General features: G+C 45.6%; 20 protein-coding genes, 1 tRNA gene, 2 rRNA genes and 1 other RNA gene. All 24 read left to right on the plus strand.

Going from position 1 to position 19,548, the window contains the following annotated elements; all coding sequences use genetic code 11:
* The first annotated feature begins 47 nt into the window (after positions 1 to 47).
* On the plus strand, positions 48 to 1,448 hold the full coding sequence (rpoN, locus tag BLV90_RS04670) for an RNA polymerase factor sigma-54 (protein WP_091736939.1): 1,401 nt from the start codon (positions 48 to 50) through the stop codon (positions 1,446 to 1,448).
* A 176-nt stretch (positions 1,449 to 1,624) separates the two neighbouring features.
* Positions 1,625 to 2,653, plus strand: a complete 1,029-nt coding sequence (locus BLV90_RS04675; protein WP_091736942.1) for a sugar-binding transcriptional regulator — start codon at positions 1,625 to 1,627, stop codon at positions 2,651 to 2,653.
* A gap of 47 nt (positions 2,654 to 2,700) precedes the next feature.
* A complete protein-coding gene (gene gap / locus BLV90_RS04680; protein ID WP_091736944.1) occupies positions 2,701 to 3,708 on the plus strand; it encodes a type I glyceraldehyde-3-phosphate dehydrogenase in 1,008 nt (335 codons plus the stop codon).
* Between the two features lie 69 nt (positions 3,709 to 3,777).
* The gene (locus tag BLV90_RS04685; protein WP_091736953.1) at positions 3,778 to 4,959 is read left to right on the plus strand and encodes a phosphoglycerate kinase; all 1,182 of its coding nucleotides are present in this window, start codon (positions 3,778 to 3,780) and stop codon (positions 4,957 to 4,959) included.
* A 64-nt stretch (positions 4,960 to 5,023) separates the two neighbouring features.
* The gene (gene tpiA / locus BLV90_RS04690; protein ID WP_091736955.1) at positions 5,024 to 5,794 is read left to right on the plus strand and encodes a triose-phosphate isomerase; all 771 of its coding nucleotides are present in this window, start codon (positions 5,024 to 5,026) and stop codon (positions 5,792 to 5,794) included.
* The gene (gene gpmI, locus BLV90_RS04695; protein ID WP_091736957.1) at positions 5,791 to 7,326 is read left to right on the plus strand and encodes a 2,3-bisphosphoglycerate-independent phosphoglycerate mutase; all 1,536 of its coding nucleotides are present in this window, start codon (positions 5,791 to 5,793) and stop codon (positions 7,324 to 7,326) included. Before tpiA ends, gpmI begins: the two co-directional genes overlap by 4 nt.
* Before the next feature lie 33 nt (positions 7,327 to 7,359).
* Entirely contained in the window at positions 7,360 to 8,643 is a 1,284-nt protein-coding gene (gene eno, locus BLV90_RS04700; protein WP_091736959.1) for a phosphopyruvate hydratase, read from the plus strand.
* Between the two features lie 233 nt (positions 8,644 to 8,876).
* On the plus strand, positions 8,877 to 9,074 hold the full coding sequence (locus tag BLV90_RS04705) for a hypothetical protein (protein WP_091736961.1): 198 nt from the start codon (positions 8,877 to 8,879) through the stop codon (positions 9,072 to 9,074).
* Positions 9,075 to 9,208: 134 nt separating this feature from the next.
* Positions 9,209 to 9,451 carry a preprotein translocase subunit SecG gene (secG, locus tag BLV90_RS04710; RefSeq protein ID WP_091736963.1) on the plus strand — a complete coding sequence of 81 codons (243 nt, stop codon included), beginning with the start codon at positions 9,209 to 9,211 and terminating at the stop codon, positions 9,449 to 9,451.
* Between the two features lie 618 nt (positions 9,452 to 10,069).
* Positions 10,070 to 11,062, plus strand: coding sequence for a hypothetical protein (locus BLV90_RS04715; protein ID WP_091736965.1), 993 nt, complete (start codon positions 10,070 to 10,072; stop codon positions 11,060 to 11,062).
* A 213-nt stretch (positions 11,063 to 11,275) separates the two neighbouring features.
* Positions 11,276 to 11,392, plus strand: a 5S ribosomal RNA gene (rrf, locus tag BLV90_RS04720).
* 167 nt (positions 11,393 to 11,559) lie between these two features.
* A complete protein-coding gene (locus BLV90_RS04725; RefSeq protein WP_091736966.1) occupies positions 11,560 to 12,222 on the plus strand; it encodes a DUF4272 domain-containing protein in 663 nt (220 codons plus the stop codon).
* A 59-nt stretch (positions 12,223 to 12,281) separates the two neighbouring features.
* A 5S ribosomal RNA gene (rrf, locus tag BLV90_RS04730) occupies positions 12,282 to 12,398 on the plus strand.
* Positions 12,399 to 12,677: 279 nt separating this feature from the next.
* Entirely contained in the window at positions 12,678 to 13,448 is a 771-nt protein-coding gene (locus tag BLV90_RS04735) for an alpha/beta hydrolase (protein WP_091736967.1), read from the plus strand.
* 20 nt (positions 13,449 to 13,468) lie between these two features.
* On the plus strand, positions 13,469 to 15,829 hold the full coding sequence (gene rnr / locus BLV90_RS04740) for a ribonuclease R (protein WP_245726249.1): 2,361 nt from the start codon (positions 13,469 to 13,471) through the stop codon (positions 15,827 to 15,829).
* A 167-nt stretch (positions 15,830 to 15,996) separates the two neighbouring features.
* Positions 15,997 to 16,461, plus strand: coding sequence for an SsrA-binding protein SmpB (gene smpB / locus BLV90_RS04745; RefSeq protein WP_091736973.1), 465 nt, complete (start codon positions 15,997 to 15,999; stop codon positions 16,459 to 16,461).
* A 105-nt stretch (positions 16,462 to 16,566) separates the two neighbouring features.
* Positions 16,567 to 16,936: a transfer-messenger RNA gene (gene ssrA, locus BLV90_RS04750) on the plus strand.
* A gap of 23 nt (positions 16,937 to 16,959) precedes the next feature.
* A tRNA-Thr gene (locus BLV90_RS04755) sits at positions 16,960 to 17,034 on the plus strand.
* 343 nt (positions 17,035 to 17,377) lie between these two features.
* Positions 17,378 to 17,899 carry a hypothetical protein gene (locus BLV90_RS04760; protein WP_177167897.1) on the plus strand — a complete coding sequence of 174 codons (522 nt, stop codon included), beginning with the start codon at positions 17,378 to 17,380 and terminating at the stop codon, positions 17,897 to 17,899.
* A gap of 188 nt (positions 17,900 to 18,087) precedes the next feature.
* Positions 18,088 to 18,402, plus strand: coding sequence for a transposase (locus tag BLV90_RS04765; protein ID WP_091736975.1), 315 nt, complete (start codon positions 18,088 to 18,090; stop codon positions 18,400 to 18,402).
* A 166-nt stretch (positions 18,403 to 18,568) separates the two neighbouring features.
* A complete protein-coding gene (locus tag BLV90_RS04770) occupies positions 18,569 to 18,916 on the plus strand; it encodes a DDE-type integrase/transposase/recombinase (protein ID WP_143034997.1) in 348 nt (115 codons plus the stop codon).
* Positions 18,876 to 19,061: a DDE-type integrase/transposase/recombinase gene (locus tag BLV90_RS16815; RefSeq protein ID WP_091736982.1), complete on the plus strand. Its 186-nt coding sequence runs from the start codon at positions 18,876 to 18,878 to the stop codon at positions 19,059 to 19,061. Before BLV90_RS04770 ends, BLV90_RS16815 begins: the two co-directional genes overlap by 41 nt.
* Positions 19,019 to 19,195 (plus strand): IS3 family transposase, encoded by a 177-nt coding sequence (locus BLV90_RS16820; protein WP_091737071.1) that lies wholly within the window; start codon positions 19,019 to 19,021, stop codon positions 19,193 to 19,195. Before BLV90_RS16815 ends, BLV90_RS16820 begins: the two co-directional genes overlap by 43 nt.
* Before the next feature lie 171 nt (positions 19,196 to 19,366).
* On the plus strand, positions 19,367 to 19,548 hold a 182-nt coding region (locus BLV90_RS04785), incomplete at its 3' end, for a helix-turn-helix domain-containing protein (RefSeq protein ID WP_177167898.1).

Raw genomic sequence — 19,548 nt, forward strand, 5'->3', positions numbered from 1 at the left:
GTTACCAAGGGTGCAACATATACTGGAACACGCGGAGGTGACCGCAAATGGCTTTGTCCATGGGGTATAGTCTTGCGCAGGAACAGCGCATGAAGTTAGTGATGACTCCGGAGTTGCGTCAAGCGATTCACGTGTTGCAATTATCCGCCATTGATTTAAATCAGTATATTCAGGAGCAGGCGTTGGAAAATCCAGTGTTAGAAGTTGAGGAGGTAACAATAGACGAACCCTTTCAGGTAAACGAGGAAAGGCTCGCTGATTGGACAGCTTACCTTGGTTCTGGGGAAAGGGAGTATCGCGCTGGATTCTCCGTGGGAGCGGGGGATGACTCCCCCTTTGAGAAGATGGTAGCCAGTGAAGACTCCCTTGTGGACAATCTAGAAATACAATTGCGGTGCCTGTCATTGAATAAAATGGAGTTTCAAATTTGTCAGTTCATCATCGGATGTATCGATGAAGATGGTTATCTCGATATTGATCCTTCAATATTATGTAAGCGCTTTACTATTTCTGAGCAGGAACTGGAGGATATCTTAACTATTATTCACGGCCTAGATCCGGCAGGTATAGGAGCTCGCTCTCTTTCTGAGTGCCTAGCCATTCAGTTAAGGCGGGAGATAGAATCTGATCACAGGGCCCTTGGTGTAGTGACGGAAGCATTTCTTCCATTTGCAGAGGGGCGATGGCGTGAGGTGGCGCGCCGCCTGGATTGTTCCCTAGCTGAAGTGCAGAATGCGGCGGATCGTATCCGTCGTTTAAATCCACGACCGGGAACCCATTTTAATAGAGAAGAAGCCTCACGATATATCCATCCGGATGTCTTTGTGGCAAAGAGGGATGGGGAGTGGGAAATCACGGTTAATGAGATCGATATGCCTCGTCTATCAATCAGTAGTTACTATACCAAGGTGTTGCATATTAAGGATGGTCAAGAAAAACAAGTTGCTTCGTATATCAAGGACCGTTTGCAATCAGCGATGGGGATCTTAAAGAGCATTGAACAACGCCGCCATACCATGTATCGTGTGACGGAGAAAATCCTGGCTGAGCAGCAGGACTTCTTTGTTCATGGGGTTGCTTATTTAAAACCCCTCACCCTTAGCCGATTGGCTGACCTGTTGGATGTACATGAATCGACAGTAAGTCGTGCGACCCAGCACAAGTACATGCAGACACCCCAGGGGATGTTTCCTTTTAGGTACTTTTTCCCTTCGGGGGTCATGACAGACCAAGGGGAGTATACCTCTGCACAAAGTGTAAAAGATAAGATCGGCCAAATGATTACCAAGGAACAAAAGAAGAAACCTCTCTCGGATCAAAGAATAGCCGATCTGTTGGAAACGGAAGGGATTAACATTTCACGACGAACGGTTACGAAGTATCGTGAAGAGATGGGGATAGGGACCTCGCGAAAGCGTCGACGCTATGAGAGAGAGTCCCTTGGATAAGGTACCAGAAGGGGAAAAAGAGACATCGTGTTCTTTTTCCCGATTATTTCTAGGCATATTCATCTTGTCAAATCCATAAGGTTTAGTTAGAATAAATGGTGTCAGTTCTATTTTTTTGGTTCGATTGGGACGCAATACGCTACATGGGACTTGAAAAGTCCCGGAGGTCTAGGTGAATGAAAACAATTCTTGAACTACAGAAGAAATTATTGCCTGATCTCTTGGATGTGTTGAAGCAGCGTTATGAGGTGCTTCGCCATTTGTACTTAATGCAACCCGTGGGACGGCGAAGCCTTGCTTCAGCCCTTGGGATGACCGAGCGCATCCTACGCAGTGAAGTAGAATTTCTCAGGGAACAGGGACTTATACGCATTGAGACAGTGGGTATGAAGCTCTCTGATGTGGGGGTTGACCTGGTAGCGGAGATGGAGCCACTGATAAAGGATCTATTTGGTTTAACCGATCTGGAGAATCACCTAGCTACCCATCTACGCTTAAAACGGGTCATTGTTGTTCCGGGAGATTCCGACCGTTCGGATTGGGTGAAAAAGGAGATGGGTCGCGCAGTAGCCCGTCTTTTAAAAGCGATATCTCGCTCAAACCAAGTGGTCGCAGTAGCTGGTGGGACGACCTTGGCAGCTGTTGCTGAGATGATGACTGCTTCCTCCAGTTTAAAGACAACCACCTTTGTGCCTGCACGAGGGGGTCTTGGTGAAGTAGTGGAGCTAGAGGCCAATACCATTGCTTCACTGATGGCAACAAAAGCTGGAGGAAACTATCGGCTTCTTCATGTCCCTGATCAACTCTCTGATGCGGCACGGGAGACATTGATGAAGGAGCCTCGTATTCAGGAAATGATGGAACTGGTTCGATCTGCGTGCATCGTCGTTCATGGGATCGGAGATGCTAAAGCTATGGCTGAAAGGCGGAAATCTTCACCTGAGTTATTGGCTCATCTAGAACAAGAGGGAGCCGTTGGTGAAGCGTTCGGGTATTACTTTGCCCGAGATGGACGGATTGTACATTACGGGCGAAGCATTGGACTCACTTTGGAAGATTTAGCGAGAGCGCACAATGTGATTGCGGTAGCAGGGGGATCAGGAAAAGCAGAATCCATCGCAGCGGTTTGTCCTGTAGTTGGTGGCGGAACGCTCATCACCGATGAAAGTGCCGCGAGAGCTATCCTGTCTGACGTAAACCTGTGAAAATTTAATTACAATGAACTTGTAACATAGAAATGGGGTAATTTTTAATGGCAACGAAAATTGGTATTAACGGATTTGGACGAATCGGACGTGGCGTATTTCGTGTAGCAATGAAGAACCCAGAGCTGGAAGTCGTGGCAATTAACGACTTGACGGATGCAGATACCTTGGCCCATCTACTGAAATATGACTCCATTCATGGCAAATATGATGGTAGCGTGGAAGTGTCCAGCAAAGGCCTAATGGTAGATGGTAAAGAAGTCGCCGTTATTGCTGAACGGGATCCTGCTCAGCTTCCCTGGGGAGAACTGGGTGTTGAGATTGTTGTGGAGTCTACGGGACGGTTCACTAAAAAAGCAGACGCTGAAAAACATCGTCAAGCTGGTGCGAAGAAGGTCATCATCTCTGCACCTGCAAACGATGAGGATCTCACCATCGTTGTAGGTGTTAACGAAGATAAGTATGATCCAGTAGCGCATAACATCATCTCCAATGCATCCTGCACCACCAACTGTCTCTCTCCTGTGGTTAAGGTACTTCATGAGAAATTTGGCGTACGTCGTGGTCTGATGACGACAGTTCACTCTTATACGAACGACCAACAAATCCTTGACCTTCCCCATAAGGACCTGCGTCGTGCGCGTGCTGCAGCGGAATCCATCATCCCGACGAGCACCGGTGCAGCGAAGGCAGTTACTAAGGTTCTCCCTGAACTTGAAGGGAGACTAAATGGTTTTTCAATGCGTGTTCCTACGCCTAACGTATCGGTAGTCGATTTTGTTGCTGAGACGGATAAAGAAGTAACGGTGGACGAAGTGAATGAAGCCTTGCTTCAAGCCGCTGAAGGAAATCTGAAGGGTATTCTCGGTTATTCCGATGAACCGCTTGTTTCTAAGGATTACAACGGTGACCCTCGTTCTTCTATCATTGATGCATTGTCCACCATGATCCAAGATGGCAACATGGTAAAAGTAGTTTCTTGGTATGATAATGAGTGGGGCTTCTCCAATCGGATGGTTGACTTGATGGTCTACATTGCGAAGAAAGGCCTCTAAGTCTAGAATGAAGATGTAAACGAAGAGGGGAGATTACTCTCCTCTTTCTCATGCTGAGGAGGGGGCAATTTGGACAAACAGTCGATTCGTGATGTGGATCTCCGCGGTAAGCGAGCTTTTTGCCGTGTTGACTTTAACGTACCGCTAGAAGAGGGAAAGATCACTGATGATACTCGGATTCAAGCGGCAGTGCCTACGATTTCCTACTTAAGTGAGCAAGGAGCTAAGGTCATTCTAGCTAGTCACTTAGGTCGTCCAAAGGGGCAAGTTGTCGATGAATTGCGCCTGGATCCTGTGGCAAAACGTCTTTCAGAACTTCTTGGCAAGACGGTGGCAAAGGCGGATGAAGCCATTGGGGACGAGGTAGCCGCCCATGTGCAAGAGATGGAGGATGGCGATATTCTTCTTCTAGAGAATGTTCGTTTTTATCCAGGAGAAGAACAAAATGATCCTGGATTAGCCCAATCCTTTGCCTCTCTGGCAGATTTGTATGTGAATGATGCCTTTGGTGCGGCTCATCGTGCCCATTCTTCTACTGAAGGAATCGCGCATTTTCTACCCGCTGTAGCAGGATTTCTGATGCAAAAAGAACTAGAGACGTTAGGAAAAGCACTCGCCTCTCCGGAACGACCCTTTACAGCAATTATTGGTGGAGCGAAGGTAAAAGATAAGATCGGTGTGATCGATCACTTATTGGATAAAGTAGACCATCTTTTGATTGGTGGAGGGCTTGCTTACACCTTTTTGAAAGCAAAAGGGTATGAGATTGGAGAATCTCTTTTAGAGCCGGAAAAAGTAGAACAAGCCAAGGAATTTATGGCGAAGGCAAAGGAAAAAGGCGTTGATCTTCAATTGCCAGTAGATATTGTGGCCGCGGCTGAGTTTTCCGCTACAGCTCGAGCTGAGGTAGTCCCTGCAGATCAGATTCCTGCAGATCTGCAGGGACTTGATATGGGTCCACAATCCAGGGAAAAATACGCTCGCATCATTAGTGATTCGAAGCTCGTTATTTGGAACGGTCCCCTGGGTGTATTTGAATTTGATCGCTTTGCTGAAGGAACCTTTGCCGTTGCTCAAGCAGTAGCAGAATCGGATGCGACGAGCATCATTGGTGGTGGCGACTCTGCAGCGGCGATTGCCAAGGCAGGGCTTGCGGATCAGGTGGATCATATCTCTACTGGCGGCGGTGCCTCCTTGGAACTGATGGAAGGAAAAACTCTTCCCGGTGTAGCCGCACTACAAGATCGTTAATAACTAGGTAAAGTCACACACCTAAAGAGTCAGGACACATCATTTGAATAGAGGCGGTGAACATATGCGTACTCCTGTAATTGCAGGGAATTGGAAAATGTACAAGACGGTGGACCAAGCCCTGGATTTCCTTAATACATTGCGCGGACGGAGCGAAGTGAACGGTGTTGAACAAGTGTTGTGTGCCTCCTTTGTTTCGCTACCGACGTTGATACAAGCTACTTCTGGTACTGAGATCAGTATTGGAGCACAAAACTTGCATTGGGAAGAAGAAGGGGCCTTTACTGGTGAAGTTAGCCCTACGATGCTCAATGACATCGATGTTTCCTATGTGATTATCGGTCACTCAGAACGGCGTACTTACTTTGCTGAAACGGATGAGGCAGTCAACAAGAAAACCAAATCGGCCCTGGGCCATGACCTCATTCCCATCGTCTGTATCGGAGAGACCTTGGAAGAGAAAGAAGCAGATCGCACCCAAGAAACCGTGCGAGATCAAGTGGCACAGGCTCTTGATGGGCTCACTTCAGAAGAAGCGACCCGTGTGATCCTTGCCTATGAACCAGTTTGGGCGATTGGTACGGGGAAATCCGCGACAGCAGATGATGCGGATGATGTGATCCGTTTCATTCGGAAGGCCGTTTCTGACCAATTGGATCCACAGGTAGCAAGGGAGATGCGTATTCTTTACGGAGGTAGCGTAAAACCTGGCAACATCGATTCTTTTTTGGAACGACAAGATATTGATGGTGCCCTCGTGGGTGGAGCGAGCCTGGACCCTGATTCCTTTGCTCAATTAGTCAATGCAGCGGCTAAGAGTGGTGACCAGGAATGAGTAAAAAAAACCCGGTAGCGCTTATCATTTTGGATGGATTTGCGCTAAGGGAAGAAACCCATGGCAATGCAGTAGCACAAGCGAACAAGCCCAATTTTGATAAGTTGTGGGAGACGTATCCTCATACAACCCTTGGAGCATCAGGGGGATCTGTTGGTTTGCCAGATGGGCAGATGGGTAACTCCGAAGTGGGTCATCTCAATCTAGGTGCAGGACGGGTCGTTTATCAGGAACTGACGCGGATCACGGAATCGATTCGGGATCGCTCTTTCTTTTCCAATGGCACCTTACAGGCAGCGATCCAACATACCAAGGAAAACAACTCCAAACTCCATCTCTTTGGTCTTTTATCCGATGGGGGCGTGCACAGTCATATCAAGCATCTCTATGCCTTGTTGGAATTGGCAGCAAAGGAGGAGCTTACCGAGGTATATGTACATGCCTTCCTCGATGGACGTGATGTCTCTCCGGATTCTGGTGTGAAATACATCCAAGAGTTACAAGAGAAGATGGATGAACTAGGTGTTGGGAAAATTGCTTCTCTTGAGGGGCGTTATTATGCGATGGATCGGGACAATCGCTGGGATCGTGTAGAAAAAGCATATCGAGCTATGGTGGTTGGAGATGGGCCAACGGCGGAGGATCCTGTCCAAGCTGTAGAAGACTCTTATAAAAAAGAAGTCTACGATGAATTTATCCTGCCCACGGTCATCCTGGGAGAGGATAAAAACCCTGTCTCAACGATCGAAAGTAACGATGCATTGGTCTTCTTTAACTTCCGGCCGGATCGAGCGATTCAACTTTCCTTTGCCTTTACCGATAAGAACTTTCAAGGCTTTGACCGTAGCGAGAAACCGCTAGAGAATCTTTTTTATGTCTGTATGACCAAGTTCTCTGATAAAGTGGATGGAATGATCGCCTTTAAGCCCAATGATCTTGAAAATACTTATGGTGAAGTGATCACAAAGAACGGCTTGAAACAACTACGCATTGCTGAGACCGAGAAATACCCCCATGTTACGTTCTTCTTTAGTGGGGGACGGGAAAAGGAATTTGCGGGTGAAGAGCGTATTTTAATTAAATCGCCGGATGTAGCCACCTATGATTTAAAACCAGAAATGAGTGCCTATGAGGTGACTGACGCCCTAGTAAAGGCGATAGAGAAAGAGAAGTTTGATACCATCATCCTTAATTTTGCTAACCCCGATATGGTCGGTCACTCAGGGAAGCTAGAGCCCACCATCAAGGCGGTTGAAGCAGTAGATGAGTGCCTGGGCAAAGTGGTAGATGCTTTGATGAATAAACAGGGCCGAGCTGTGATCCTTGCGGATCATGGTAATGCGGACATGGTGCTCGATGATCAAAACCGTCCAGTAACCTCCCATACTACCTTCCCAGTGCCTTGTATTGTGACGGATAAAGAGGTAAAACTCCGTGAAGGTGGAATCTTAGCAGATGTAGCTCCCACACTCCTCAAACTTCTAGACCTTGAAGCCCCCTCTGAAATGACAGGTCAATCGATTGTTAAATAAAAAATTGCTTTATCCCAAGGAGGTAATTATCTCATGACGGATATTATTGAAGTATACGGTCGGGAAGTTTTGGACTCCCGCGGTAATCCTACAGTAGAAGTCGAAGTAGTCCTCGGATCAGGCGTGATTGGGCGCGCGATTGTTCCTTCTGGTGCCTCGACAGGAGCACATGAAGCTGTTGAATTGCGTGACGGGGACAGCGAACGCTTCCTTGGTAAAGGAGTATTAAAAGCTGTACAAAACGTAAACGAAGTGATCGCTCCGGAACTAGAAGGCATGGATGCCCTAGACCAGGTAGGGATCGATGAAGCATTGATCGCGCTCGATGGCACTTTGAACAAAGAAAAGTTGGGTGCGAACGCGATTTTAGGTGTATCGATGGCAGTGGCCCGTGCAACGGCTGAAGCACTAGGTGTACCGCTCTACACCTACCTAGGTGGGTTCAACTCAAAAACTCTCCCTGTACCGATGATGAACATTCTCAATGGTGGAGAGCATGCTGATAACAACGTAGACATCCAAGAGTTTATGGTGATGCCAGTAGGTGCGGATAGCTTTCATGAAGGCTTGCGGATGGGTACCGAGATCTTCCACAACTTAAAAGCCGTATTAAAAGAAAAAGGTCTTTCTACTTCTGTAGGGGATGAGGGTGGTTTTGCACCGAACCTTTCCTCCAATGAAGAAGCATTGGCAACGATTGTGACTGCTATCGAGAAAGCGGGATATAAGCCAGGTGATGAAGTGTTACTTGCCTTGGATGTAGCCTCTACAGAGCTTTATAAAGATGGTGTCTATCGTTTGGAAGGAGAAGGGGTTACCAAGACCTCTGATGAAATGATCGCCTTCTACCAAGAACTCACTACAAAATACCCAATTATCTCTATCGAAGATGGATTGGCAGAGGATGATTGGGATGGTTGGCAAAAACTGACCGAAACCTTAGGGAATAAGGTTCAACTCGTAGGAGATGACCTCTTTGTAACCAACACCCAGCGTTTAACCGATGGGATCGACAAGGGTGTAGGAAACTCCATCCTCGTGAAAGTGAACCAAATCGGAACCCTGACCGAAACCTTTGACGCTGTGGAAATGGCGCAAAAAGCAGGCTATACTGCCGTTATTTCCCACCGTTCCGGTGAGACCGAAGATACCACGATTGCGGATATCGCGGTTGCGACTGGTGCTGGCCAGATCAAGACCGGTGCACCTTCGCGTACGGACCGCGTAGCGAAGTATAACCAACTTCTGCGGATTGAAGAAGAATTGTCTGGTACAGGCCTTTATCCAGGAAAAGCAACCTTTAATCTAAAAGGCTAATTGTATAGCTAGAGGCAATAAAGTAAGGCCCCTGCAGGGGAATCCCTGTAGGGGTCATTATGTTGATGAATGGTCGATTAAGATCAATGGAGCAGGAGTGGACTCGCCTTTCTATTAGGCTATTTACCATCATCTATCTACTAAACGTTATTATAAAAAAGACCAGCTTGTTTCCTTTCTTTGCAAGAACATTGATGTTACCATGGTAAACGACAATAAAGGGGGCGGAAAATATGGTGGAACGACAAGTGTACCTGGAGCTCAACATTGGTGAAGATCATTTGGCAAATGGACTTTCCCAAGCAGTGCAGGAGATACGTGATTCTTATGATGCAGATTCTGTAGTCGTCCAACAAGTAATTCCCCACGATGATAAAAATTTCACTGTAATCGTGATGGCCTATGGAGCGAAAGAGAATACTGGAAAGTGAATTTTTAGCTTTCCCAAGATGATGCTTTCTTCAGTGAAGATAGATCTATCGATCTTGAAAACCTGTGGTGGTTATGGTACAGTGACATCAGTGTGACTTCGTAGATCTTCGCACCAACGGGAGGTGTAAGATAGATGGTAACTGCAGTGAATATCTTGCTTGCCATCGTCTGTCTTGGTTTGATCATCGTCGTTCTCCTTCAGTCCGGTAAGAGCGCAGGTCTTTCCGGTGCGATCGGTGGAGCTTCGGAGCATTTAATTGGGAAGACGAAAGCACGTGGGATCGATGCCCTCCTCGGCAAAGTGACCGTAGTATTAGCCGTTCTCTTTTTGATCTTAACTATTTTGGCGGGCTTTTCAGATGTATGGGCGAAGTAATCACGTCTGATGACGATGAATCGTCGGAAGAACAGCAGGGAGATTCCCCGGCTGTTTTTTATTTTCAATTGATACACCTGATCTATAGCATAAACACGAATGAAATGATCACATAAGTAAAGTGAAAAGTTTTAAATGAAACAATAAGACTAGCATCATTGTCTTAAAATATAATTACATGAAATGCACGCTCACCGTCGACAATCCCCTTTTCTATTGAAAAGGGGATTGTTTCTTACCAAAGATAAAGGACTACCGTTCCCTGTTCCTCCGGTCGGCTTTCACAGTGGCAACTTTAAGGCTACCCATGAGAGGACACATCACTGGTTAATTAAATAATTAATAGTATGATTATGTAATTATTCTATTGGAAAATGTCCATCCATTGATCGCATGGATCGTATAGATTCGCAAAGTAGAAAAGGCTACATAGCGGGCTTAATTCCTTGTTATCATACAGAATGGATTTTAAATAATCTGATATCACACAATAAAATTCTTACATTTTTACATAAGTACTAATTATTCTTCGTTGATCGAAAGAAATTTATTGTATATAGTATTCATAATCCCAAAAAGATTGGGAGAGGAGTACCATTCAAAAGGAGGAGGAAGATCATGATAAATGTATGGAAAAGATTGCTCATTTTCGTGTTTGCTTTTGCTCTGATTGCGGGTGGTGGATTTACTGAATGGATGAACTCAAAGGCCTATGCAGCAGATGCGCCTACAGTGGATACAGTTGTTGAAGATAACAAAGATCTGTATACATCGAATGACATGTTAAAATTTGCATCCTCCAGCACGACTGGATATAAAATTACTTCACAAGACGAAGATTTAAAATCCATTGATTATTTTATTAATAACAATGGTGAAAACCCAGAAGAATCAACAAGAAAATCACAAGGTAAAAGTTATTCTCAAACGGATACATTGACACTAAATGCAAGCACAGAACTTACTGTAGGATCAGAGACTTCTGCCTCTGCTGAATTGCCAGGAATTGCAAATGTCACGGAAAAATTCACAACACAATTTAAAGTAAGTGCAGGAGTGTCTGATGCCCAATCTGAAACCAAACAACTAGCTTATGGTGGCGATTCAGTAGAAGCCGACCCCTATGAAAAAGTTCGTATCGATTACTATCTAAAGGAACTCAAAACGAAGGGCATCATGAATACGGGAACTAGAATCACTGAAATCGGGGATAAATTAGGATTTGCTGTTCTAAATGTTTCTGAACCATGGAAAGACGTAAGGGTCATCGATAAATATGATCCAGGAAAAAGAACTGGTGAAGATGTGTATGATTTCTTTAAACAACTAGAAAAAATCAACAAAAAACAGCCGATCGTACCATTGAATCAAAATGATAATAAAATATGGAGGATTATACCGAAAGGGAAGTTGTCTGATTTCTTCTTTATCGACGACGAAGCCAAAACCGTGTCAACTGTAGCAGCACAAGCAGGGTTTGATGGCGTGGGAGGAACCGGATTAGAATCGAAAACTACAATCACTGATGGTAAAACAGGTAAAGTAAAAAGTGTCGAAGAAAAAACCATGGATAAAAAAGGTAAAGTACTTAATGAAAAGCAAGTAAAATAGAATAATTTCGCGGAATATAAAAAGTAGTTTACAGAAATAAACGCTTAATCCATCGTCAAATCCCTTTTCAATAAACGTTGAAAAGGGGTTTTTTCCTTAACAAAAGTTATACTTCTCATGCCTAAGACCTTATCGAAAAATAATGGAATAAAATATGTAGAAAATCATTTTCCCTATTGTCAAAAGACAAAGTGCATGGTATATTAATTCTTGTCTGGTGGTGATGGCGGAGGGGACCCACCCGTTCCCATCCCGAACACGGAAGTTAAGCCCTCCTGCGCTGATGGTACTTGGGGCGCGAGCCCCTGGGAGAGTAGGACGTCGCCGGGCATCGAAGCACCCGTTTCCAAACGGGTGCTTTTCTGTTGGAAGTCCATACACTAAAAATAGATGATTAAGCATAAATTTAGTAAATTAGGTCCTTTCAGCTATAGACGGAAACCTTCTCTTATGTGCAAAATGATAGATAGTGAGAAACGGTTGGAAAGGATGTCAACATGAGTGTACAAGTGGATATGACCATGGATCGAAAGATTCGCTCCGAGGAACGCCTAAAGAGCCAGGGAGTACCGGTGGATACTTCTCTTCCTGTTATTGAGGGAGAAGAGGACGTTCGTTTGCGTCGACCAGCGGATGTCGCCGCTCGGATAGTGGTCCTGTACGCTTTGCAAGGAGTAATCTTTCACGATGACCCTAAGCGTGTGGTTCATTGGATACAGGGCGAAGGTTTATGGGATCGGTTGAGCTCTGAGGAAGAACCTGTGTTTCAATTGGTATTACCTCCATTTAATGAAGGTAAGCAACAAAAGCTTCAAGACATGGTAGATCATCCGCTGACCTGGCGTATTGAAGCGCTTTGGGCACTTCTTTGGGCGCTAGGTCTGATTGAGCGCCTAGGCTTCCCTGATGCAGAATGTGATGGGGCTAAAGTGAAAGAAGTGGTACCAGAGATTGAAACAGAAGTAACTACATATATAAATGATGCAAAGTTACGTCCTCTTTCTGAGATCTTGGATGAGCTGGATTGGCTACGTCGATTGTTGTGGGTGGGTGAACAAGATAAGACGGGCGAAACTCTCCCAAAAGGCTATGAGGCAATCATTGCATGGCAATGGCATGAAGCCTTGAATTGGTTGATCGGTAATCAAGTTTGGCGCTGAACTAATATTATTTTTAATATCTCTTGCTATATGGTAAAAGAAATGATACATTATTCTTGTCTGGTGGTGATGGCGGAGGGGACCCACCCGTTCCCATCCCGAACACGGAAGTTAAGCCCTCCTGCGCCGATGGTACTTGGAGCGCGAGCTCCTGGGAGAGTAGGACATTGCCGGGCATCAAAGCATCTGTTGAGAAACGGGTGCTTTTTTATTTTGTCCACAGATGCTTTTGTCGGAAAACATTCCACCAACGGTTTGTTCTGTGATACTCTTTATCTATGGCATGAAGCAGGTCCGGTTGTCTGTGATGGTTGAAATGATGGGAGTTAGAGCAGAATAATACTGAAGAGCTGGGGGCCTAGCCGGATCCCGCAATCCGTCCCCAGGGTGGAAGCAAAAAAGTGGAGAGGCTTCCGCTTACAAAGGAATGTTGAAGAGAGCGGGAGGCTTGACCTATGAAAATAAAACGTCGGTCGCCAGAACCCTTTTTCTTTGAAGGAGGAAAAACTGGCATCCTTCTGATCCACGGCTTTACGGGTACCCCCTCGGAGCTGAGTCCATTGGGAAGGTTCCTTCATAAACAAGGGTATACGGTTCATGCACCTTTGCTGGCAGGTCATGGAACGACCCCCGAGGATATGAATACGACTACTTGGCCAGATTGGTGGAAAAGCACGCAGGAAGGGTATCAACGTCTCAAAGAGAGCGGCGTGGAAGAGGTTATTGCCATTGGACTTTCGATGGGAGGCTGCCTCGTCCTCAACCTTGCTCGAACGGAATCCTTGTCAGGGGTTGTACCACTCTGTGCACCGATTTGGCTAAAGGATAAGCGAGCCCATCTTACTGGATTGTTTCAATATTGGATGCCTTATCGAAAACGGGGTGGAGATAAGCCGGCTCATATTGAAGATTACTTAGTTGCCTATGATCGTACACCCCTAAAATGCATCGTTTCTTTACGTAAATTTATCCGTTATCTTCGTCCGCGACTTTCTAAGGTAACGGTGCCTGCCTTGGTGGTGCAAGCGGAAAAAGATGAGACGGTAGTCCCGAAGAGTGCTTCTTACATATTTGAAGCGATTGAGTCTGAGGACAAGGATATTCGATGGTTTGCCAAATCAGGGCACATCATCACCGTAGACAAGGAGAGAGAGCGTCTCTTCACTGAGATCGATACATTCGTAAAGCGGGTGACCGGGTCAAATCAATCACCGGAGGCTCTCTGATCGGGAAAGGAGCATGATTTGTGGTTGAAGAACAGGAAATTATTCAGTTAATGTTGCAGGAAACCTATCGACCAATGACCCTTAAAGAGTTACAGACGGCCTTTGGTGCAGATATCCCAGGTGAACAAGAGGCTTTTGAACGCGTACTTACTGCTCTGGAAGAGGAGGGACGTGTAGTTCGAACCCGGGCGGAGCGTTTTGGGCTACCTGAACGCCTGAATATGGTACGTGGCCGCTTGCAAGGGAATGCAAAGGGGTTTGGTTTTGTTATTCCTGATGCACAGATGCCCTTTGAAACGGATTTATTTATCCATGGTAATGAGATGAATGGGGCTATGGATGGAGATATCGTTCTCGCTCGGATTCAAGGGCAAGAAGAGGGGAGACGCCCAGAAGGGGAAATCGTACGTATTCTTAAACGTGGGCGCATCCAAGTAGTGGGAACCTATACGGACTCTAAGCACTTTGGTTTTGTTGTGCCAGATGATAAACGACTCTCCTCGGATATCTTCATACCCAAGAGTGGTCGGAATGATGCAAGCCATGGGGATAAGGTCGTTGTTAAATTGATGGCTTATCCTGAAGGAAGCAAAAGTGCTGTGGGAGATATCGTTGAAGTACTGGGTCACCGGGATGATCCAGGGGTCGACATTTTAGCGATTATCCGAAAGCATCAGTTGCCTGAGGCGTTCCCAGCCGATGTCATAGTTGAAGCGGAGAGCGTTCCTGAGACCATTTCCGAAGAAGAGATCCATTCGCAAAACCGTCGTGATCTAAGGGATCGAGTGATGGTGACCATCGATGGCGCCGATGCCAAGGATTTGGACGATGCGGTCTCTGTCGAGCAACTGGATAATGGCCATATTCTGCTGGGGGTTCATATTGCGGATGTGAGCTACTACGTAAAAGAGGGGAGTGCGCTGGATCAGGAGGCATATGCCCGCGGAAATAGTGTTTACTTAGTGGATCGGGTGATCCCCATGTTGCCCCAGCGCCTCTCCAATGGGATTTGTTCATTGAATCCCCAGGTAGATCGGCTCACTATGACCTGCGATATGGAGATTGATGGCGAGGGTATGGTTGTGCAACATGACATCTACCCCAGTGTGATCCGCACGAATGAGCGGATGACCTATGATGCTGTAAAGCGCATCCTAGTTGATAAAGACGAAGAGTTAATTGAGCGATATAAGCCCCTCGTTTCACACTTTGAAAAGATGGCTGAATTAGCAGAGATCCTTCGTAAAAAGCGATTTAATCGCGGAGCGATTGACTTCGATTTCCCAGAAGCGAAGATAAAACTGGATGAAGAGGGAAAACCGGTTGCGATTGTCCAACGTCCACGAACGGTTTCAGAAATGCTGATTGAAGAATTTATGTTGGCGGCGAATGAAACTGTAGCAGAGCACTTTAATAAATTGAAAATCCCCTTTATGTATCGCATCCATGAACATCCTGACCCAGAGAAACTACAAGCTTTCTTTGAATTCATCACTATCTTTGGCCATACCGCAAAGGGAAGTGCGCAAAAAGTAAAACCACAAGTACTGCAAAAGATCTTAAAGCGGGTGGAAGGGAAGCCTGAAGAAAAAGTAATTAGTAAAGTGATGCTTCGCTCGATGCAACAAGCGAAGTATTCAGCAGAGTGCTTAGGCCACTTTGGACTTGCAGCTACCTACTACTCTCATTTCACGTCACCGATCCGTCGTTACCCCGACTTGATCATTCACCGGATCATGAGGGAGGTTTTTGAGTACAACGGGAAAAATTTACCCGATAAGAGGAAAGCGAAATTGACCACTTGGCTTCCTGAGGCAGGACAGCATACCTCTGATCGGGAACGGGTAGCTGTAGATGCTGAGCGGGATACCGATGATCTGAAGAAGGCCGAATTCATGGCAGATAAAGTGGGCGATGTCTTTGAAGGGACGATCAGCAGTGTTACCTCCTTCGGGATGTTTGTGGAGTTGGAGAACACCGTTGAAGGGTTAATCCATGTCAGTACCATGAATGACGACTATTATAACTATGATGATGTGACTCTTCGCATGACCGGTGAACGTACCGGAAAGGTGTATAACATCGGCGATAAAGCGATGATCCGTGTGACTGGTGTCAACATGGAAGAGCATAAGGTGGACTTTGAGCTAGTAAGCGAGGATGATGATGGGTTCGTGAAACCTCCCTTTCGTCCACGCCCACCTCGTCCGGCTCGGCCTACTGGACCTTCACGTCGCCATGATGGTAACAGTAGTGGAAGCAGACCAGGGAATAGCGGTGGAAATGGTGACAGAAATCGCAAGGGTAGTTCAGGTTCCCGTGGAAAAGGAAAAGGGAAGTCCGGTGGTGGCAATAAGTCACGCCGACCCCGTAACAAGTAAAGATCTGTTCGATAACAAAGAGAGCCCAATTAGGCTCTCTTACTTTTGTAGAAGAAATGATGTTCAGTTAGATAATTGCCTAGTTGACGTCAGTCTAGCTAGCTTGGTATACTAAAAGATACCGAATATATGCATTCTAGACATAAAAGGTCATGGAGGTGAGCGCGATGCCAAGAGGCGGAGCCAAAGTGGTAGCCCGAAATAAAAAGGCGCTCCACGATTATCATATTGAAGATACATTTGAAGCAGGCATCGTGCTCACTGGGACGGAGATTAAATCCATCCGCCAGGGCCGTGTCAATATCCAAGATAGCTATGCCCTTTTGGACAAGGGCGAAGTATATCTGATCAATTTACACATCAGTCCCTTTGAACAAGGGAATCGGTTTAATCAAGACCCCACTCGAACCCGGAAACTACTCATGCATAAAGCTGAAATCAATAAGTTAATCGGGCTGATTAAGCAAAAGGGATTTACTCTCGTTCCACTGGATGTGCACTTGCGAAATGGATATGCCAAAATTAAGCTGGCTCTTGCTAAAGGGAAAAAGCTTCACGACAAGCGGCAAACCATCGCGAAGCGAGATGCACAGCGGGAAATTCAACGTCAGTTGAAAGAGCGGTCGCGTTAAGGACCTCTTAGCAATTGGGCGGAACAAGGCTCAAGGCTGTATTTACAGTTAAGGAAGTCCATGTTACAATGGACTTTGTCGGTGCAAATGATTGTTTTATATTATGGGGGCGTTTTTGGATTCGACGGGGATAGTTTGAGCGTTTGGTAGCGAGCCGAGGGGCTGCGTCCTTCGTTAAAAACGCGGAACGCCAATAATAACTGGCAAACAAGAATCTTACGCTCTAGCTGCTTAATTTAAGCTAGCTAGGATCCGATGCCTCATCGCCTGTGTGGTGTAGTCGGGTCTCATAACTTTAGCAGGCTAGCAGACCGGATTGTCGTCGACCGGAATGCGAAATAAAGGCGACTAGCGCAAAGGAACGCCTGTCACCGGGCAGTCCCTAGGGCGAAACTCATCAATACGGTGACTGCGCTCGGAGAAACCTACGTGGCGATATCTTCGGACAGCGGTTCAACTCCGCTCGCCTCCACCAATGATTTACCCAATTTGCATCTCGCTGGTGTAGCTCAGGGGTAGAGCACTTCACTCGTAATGAAGGGGTCGGGGGTTCAATTCCCTTCACCAGCACCACATACGCTATGTAAGGGTTTTTCACTATTTTTACCCTTAAGAAAATGTAGCGGTCACAATAAGACACAATCTTTCCAGCGGCCACTTCTCGCCCATTTTTGCGAGGAGTGGCTTTTTATGTTAAACAACTCTGCTTCTATTTGCCCTCTTTTTTGGTAAAAAGAAAAAGCTGAACAAAAAACGTCCAGCCCAAACACCCTCACTATATAGCTCGCTGTGGAAATAAGGTTGCCAAATTGATCAGAGGCTTTCCATTATCCATATTCTATCATAAATAACCAACTATTTCTCCTTGATATTAGGAAATAAGGTATATTACCATAGTCGAAAGGGAGGAATTACAGTGTATAGAAAGAACAAGAGAGATGTAGGAAAGAAATTGTTGATGTCCGCGACTGCTTTTGTACTGTTGGCTGGTGTTGGTATGGGTTCAACAGCATTCGCAGCAAGTCCAACTAAGACAGATGCAAATGGTTTGAAGGATGCAAACGAGCGCTACGACGATGACAAGAACGAGCGCTACGACGATGATGCAAATGATCGTTACGACGATGATGCAAATGATCGTTACGACGATGATGCAGATGATCGTTACGACGATGATAAGAACGAACGTTACGACGATGATGCAGATGATCGTTACGATGATGCAGATGATCGTTACGACGATGATGCAAATGATCGTTACGACGATGATGCAAATGATCGTTACGACGATGACAAGAACGAGCGCTACGACGATGATGCAAATGATCGTTACGAGGATGACAAGAACGAGCGCTACGACGATGATGCAAATGATCGTTACGACGATGATGCAAATGATCGTTACGACGATGACAAGAACGAGCGTTACGACGATTGATAAAAACGAGCGTTACAATGATAAGTATTGATAGTAAGTAGCTAGTTTTCTATAAGAGAAGTGTCCCTCCGCGGGACACTTCTCTTATTATACAAATAAATAAAAAGGAAGGCAACTATTTGATATTATCCCCTTTGAGTAGACAGTGCATAAGAAGAGCACTACAGTTTACTTGGAGGGGATTTTTCATGGGGAAACAGCGAAAAACGTATTCAGTGGAGTTTAAGCAAAAGGCCGTCAATATGTATTTACGTAAGAACTTGGGATATAAAAGAATTGCAAAAGAGCTAGAGATCCAGCACTCCATGGTGAAGCGTTGGGTCCAACGCTATCAGCAAGAAGGCAAAGCAGGGCTTGAAGAGAAACGAGGGCTGAAAAAAGGAGATGGAAAGGGAAGACCTCGGTCACAACGGCCCCCAACCATGGAAGAAGAATTACACCGACTTCGAGCTGAGAATGAATACCTAAAAAAGCTTTGGGAGTTGGAAAGGGGGCGCGACTGAAAGGAAACTCCTATCGTATTGTGAACCAATTAGCTCCTCGATATGGAGTCTCATTGCTATGTCAATTGGCCGGGGTTTCACGTAGCGGTTATTACAAATGGCTTCAGCGTAGGGAAAATCCTTCGGCTAGACAGTGGGAAAATGAGCGGCTAAAAGCCAAGATCCTGTGTTCTGTGTCAATCATAAGCGTGTGTACCGCTTAATGAAAGAGTTGGGGATTCGGTCTCGGATTCGGCGCAAAAAACCTTATTATGGTTCAAAAGAGGCTTATGTCGTTTCTAACATTGTATTGAATCGAGATTTTCAAACCGCTCGTCCCAATGAAAAATGGGTCACAGATATTACTTATCTTCCTCTAAAGCGATCGTTTTTGTATTTGTCGACCATCTATGATCTTTACAACAACGAAGTCATTGCTTACAAGATCAGTCCTCGAAACAATCTTCAGCTGGTGATGGATACAGTAAAAAAAGGTGATTCGTCATCGAAAGACGCGGGGGATTCTCTTACATAGTGACCAAGGGTTCCAATATACTTCCAAACATTATAACGAACTCTTAAAACGACATGGGATGCGAGCAAGTATGTCCCGAAAAGAAAATTGTTTAGATAATGCCTGCATGGAAGCTTCTTTGGCCACTTTAAGAGTGAGTGTTTAAAGAACCAGCCCTTTTCTTCTGCAAAACATCTCATCAATGAAATTCACCGTTATATTCGTTTTTACAACACCAAACGATTCCAGAAAAAACTAAGCAACCTGAGTCCGGTTGAATACCGAACAAAGGTTGCTTAGGGGTTCTTGTTTTTCACTGTCTACTTGACGGGGGTAAGATCAATTTAGGACTCCGTTTTTATAGATTGCGAAGCCCTACAGGGTTGGGATGAAAGCGAGCGTCAGACGAGATCTTCCCTCTCGCAAGGCTGACAATCCCCGTATATAATTAGATAAAGGGGAGGTAAACCCATGCACAAAGCGTTTAAATTTCGCTTGTATCCAACAAAGGAACAAACCATTCTCATCCATAAATCCATTGGATGTAGTCGTTTCACATTTAATCACTTTCTAGCCAGATGGAACGAATCCTATGACAGCACAGGAAAAGGTCTGACCTATGGAACCTGTTCTGCCCAACTGACCGCCTTGAA

The sequence above is a fragment of the Marininema mesophilum genome (assembly GCF_900106775.1).
GTDB lineage: Bacteria > Bacillota > Bacilli > Thermoactinomycetales > DSM-45169 > Marininema > Marininema mesophilum.